This window comes from Mesorhizobium sanjuanii (genome assembly GCF_002529485.1).
In the GTDB taxonomy this organism is placed as follows: domain Bacteria; phylum Pseudomonadota; class Alphaproteobacteria; order Rhizobiales; family Rhizobiaceae; genus Mesorhizobium; species Mesorhizobium sanjuanii.
In genome coordinates this window covers 1-3,194 of sequence record NZ_NWQG01000127.1, presented here as the reverse complement: position 1 = coordinate 3,194, position 3,194 = coordinate 1, and the positions used below count along the sequence as shown (strand labels likewise).

At 62.1% G+C, this 3,194-nt stretch carries 3 protein-coding genes and 1 pseudogene; 1 reads left to right on the top strand and 3 read right to left on the bottom strand.

The window, feature by feature from the left end; all coding sequences use genetic code 11:
• From CN311_RS19630 to CN311_RS19620, 3 genes and pseudogenes are all read right to left on the bottom strand, one after another.
• Window positions 1–689, bottom strand: a pseudogene (locus tag CN311_RS19630) (undecaprenyl-phosphate glucose phosphotransferase); the annotation flags it as partial.
• A gap of 103 nt (window positions 690–792) precedes the next feature.
• Window positions 793–1,923 (bottom strand): glycosyltransferase family 4 protein, encoded by a 1,131-nt coding sequence (locus CN311_RS19625; protein WP_097575387.1) that lies wholly within the window; start codon window positions 1,921–1,923, stop codon window positions 793–795.
• Window positions 1,924–1,933: 10 nt separating this feature from the next.
• Window positions 1,934–2,497 (bottom strand): polysaccharide biosynthesis/export family protein, encoded by a 564-nt coding sequence (locus tag CN311_RS19620; RefSeq protein WP_097575386.1) that lies wholly within the window; start codon window positions 2,495–2,497, stop codon window positions 1,934–1,936.
• Between the two features lie 300 nt (window positions 2,498–2,797).
• Here CN311_RS19620 and CN311_RS19615 point away from each other — a divergent pair.
• Window positions 2,798–3,194: Wzz/FepE/Etk N-terminal domain-containing protein (locus CN311_RS19615; RefSeq protein ID WP_245440882.1), on the top strand; the 397-nt coding region annotated here is incomplete at its 3' end.

Here is a 3,194-nt window from a genome sequence, read left to right as displayed (position 1 = left end):
TAGCCGGCGACGATGGGCGGCGAGCGCTTGTCGCCGCGGTCGTCGAAGATCCCGCAGATGCGGATGTCGTTGTAGGGCTGCCTTTCGACGGAGCGGATCAGGGCTTCCGCCGTCTTGCCGCCGCCGACGATGACGGCGCGGCGCTCCATGCGTCCATCGCGCGCCCAGCGCCGGATCAGCTTCGACATCACCAGCCTGAGACCGAAGATCAGCACGAACCCGATGATGAACCAGGTGCCGAAAAACAGGCGTGAATAGTCTTCCGACATCTTCATGACGAATGCGGTCAGCGCCATCAGGGCGAAGGTGCCGGCCCAGACCAGCAGCAGACGGCCGAAATTGGCGATCGGCCGCATCAGCGAGACGATCTGGTAGCAGTCCGTGACGTCGAACAGCACCACGGCGAGCAGCGAGGCGGCGGCGATGGTCAGCGGATACTGCCAGGCGAGATAGGTGAAGAAGCCGACATAGTGGAAATAGACGCACAGGCCCGACAGGAACAGGAGCGCGAATTCGACCATGCGCAGGACGCCGCTGACCATGATCGGCGACATCGTATCGCGCCTGTATTGCGAAGCGACCTGCCGGGCAACGTCGTTCATCCCGCCAGTCGTATCGCGACCGGCCGGGCTTTCGAGTTTGCGCACCGCGTCTATCGAAAAGCGGCGCGCTGGATCGATCTCGTTCATGGGATATCCGCTAGCTTCGCCTCAGGTGAATAGCAAAAGAGAGCTAAGAAACCCTTGAAACAACAGGTGGCTTTGGAGCGGTCTGCGAGACCGGGATTCGATGCTACCGCCCGAGCGCGGTGAAATAGGCCGTCTCGATCTCGGCGGCCATGACATCGGCGCCGAAGCGCGCCTTGAGGTCGACGATATCGGGCATCAGGCGCCGGTAGACCTTGGGGTCGGCCAGCGCCTCGCTCACCCTGTCGCCAAGTTCGCGCGCATCGGGCTGGATCAGGGCAGGGGAACCGGCGCCGAAGATTTCCGGTATGCCACCGACGGCGGTGGCGATCATCGATTTGCCAGCCGCCAGCGTCTCCAGCACGATATAGGGCATGGCTTCCGCCCGCGAGGGGACGACAACCAGCTCGGCCAGCGCGAAGGCGGACCTGGCCGGCATCGGCGGCAGGAAGCGCACATGGCCGTCAAGACCGAGCCGCGTCACCTGCGCGTGATAACGTGGCAGGTCGTCGCCGTCGCCGACCATCACCGCCTTCAACGGCCGGCCAAGCCGTGCTCCGGCAAGAACCAGGGCGTCGATGAAGATGTCCGGTCCCTTGAGGTCGCGCATCATGCCGATATAGAGGAGATCGGCCGCATTTCGCCCGGTCCGCACCGGCTCGAACTCGGCGGCGCGCAGGCCATTATAGATCAGCCTGTTCGGAATGGGCGGCTCGCCGACCTTCCTGCGGTAGGTCCGCCTTTCATAGTCCGAGACAAATAGAAGGCAGTCGGTAAAGCGCGCCATGAACCGTTCTAGCGCGAAGAACAGTTTTCCCGTGCCGGTGGTTTCGTCATAGTGGAGAGAGCCGCCATGCGGCGAATAAAAGCGGGCTACGCGAGACCTTGATACCCGCAACAATGAGCCGAACAGACGGGTATAGGCGCCACCCTTGGCGCCGTGCCCGTGCAGCACGTCCGGCCGCAATTCCTTGATGATCCTGAAGGTGCGCCACGCCGACGCGAGGTCGCCCGGCCCGACATGCCGCTGCATCGGTGTGCGATGGATGCCGAGCGCCAGACTGTCCTTCATGTTCTCGAACAAATGTTCCTCGAAATCGCCCCCCGTCGTCGAATCGCAGACGATGCCGACGGAATGACCGGCAGCGACCTGCGCCTCGGTCAGGTCGCGCACATGCCGGAAAATCCCTCCGACGGGTGAGCGAAAGCAGTGGACGATCCTGAGTGTGTCCGCCACGTCGTTGGTTCTAGAACAGGCGTTCGCGAACGTAGACTGTGTCGCCAGGCAGGAGCGGATCGGAGGTTACCACGCGTCCGGTTATCACCTTGCCGTTGATGTCGCGGGTGATATCGACGCTTTCCTGGTTGGCGCGCGGTGTGAAGCCGCCGGCGATGGCAACCGCCTTCTGTACCGTCAGGCCTGGAACGTAGGAATACTGGCCTGCCGCGCCCACTTCACCCATGACGAAGATCGGCCTGTAACGGTCGATCTCGACCGACACATCCGGATCGCGCAGATAGCCCTGGCGCAGTTTGTCGGCGATCGCGCCTTCGAGCTGCTGGGCTGTGTGGCCGCGGGCCGGCACGGCGCCGACGAGCGGCAAGGATACGTAGCCGGACTGGTCGACATTGTAGGTGTTGGTCAGCCCATCCTGCTCGAACACAGTGACGCGGACGCGGTCGCCGGCGCCAAGGCGATAGGGCTGGTCGAGCATCTTGTGGAAAGCCGCTGGCGCCGGCCGGTAGCTGGAGCAACCGGCCAGCATCGACACGGCAAGCAGCGCACGGAAGAGGGAAGCAGTGCTTTTCATGACCGGACACGTACCTTCAATGGCCCGCGACTGTGGGGCAAACCTTAACGATCGAAGTCCGTTATCATCCTGTTAGGGTTAATGGGCGGTAAAGGCGTGCGGCCGACGGGGCGGCAAATCGACAAAGCGCTATCGGGTTCACGGCTTTGTTTGCCGCCCGCCGGCAAACCCTAACAGGTGCTTACCCCGATCTTAACGGCTGAGTTACCATAGTTGTTTACGGTGCGTGCTGACCAATGCTGTCGCGCAAAAGTGAATCGGCTCAAACGCGGCGCGCTCTAAGTATCGGAGTAGGGATGCATGTCCGTTCAGTCCGCGGCCGCAGATGTCGACGTCGATCTCAGGCAGCTCTTCGCAAGCCTTGCGAGGAACTGGCTGCGTATTCTTGTCGTTGCGCTTCTGGTAACCGGCCTGGCTTACGCGCTCGCCTGGCTTGCCACGCCGCACTATAAGGCCGAGACGCAGATCAAGATCGAGACAGGCGAATCCGTTTACACTCGGCCAAATAATACCAACGACAACGACAAGCCGATTCTCGATGAGGAAGGGATCGCCACGGAGGTCCAGGTCGTTTCCTCAAGCGACATCCTCAACCAGGTGGCCTTGAAGCTCAACCTGGCGCGGCTGCCTGAATTCGACGACGCGGCCAACATGTCGACGCTGAGCAAATTTCTCGTCATTGCCGGTCTAAAGAGCG

Bases quoted from the DNA above. Each gene is read 5' to 3' on its own strand.
- CN311_RS19620 (WP_097575386.1), bottom strand. From the start codon at position 2,497: ATGAAAAGCACTGCTTCCCTCTTCCGTGCGCTGCTTGCCGTGTCGATG.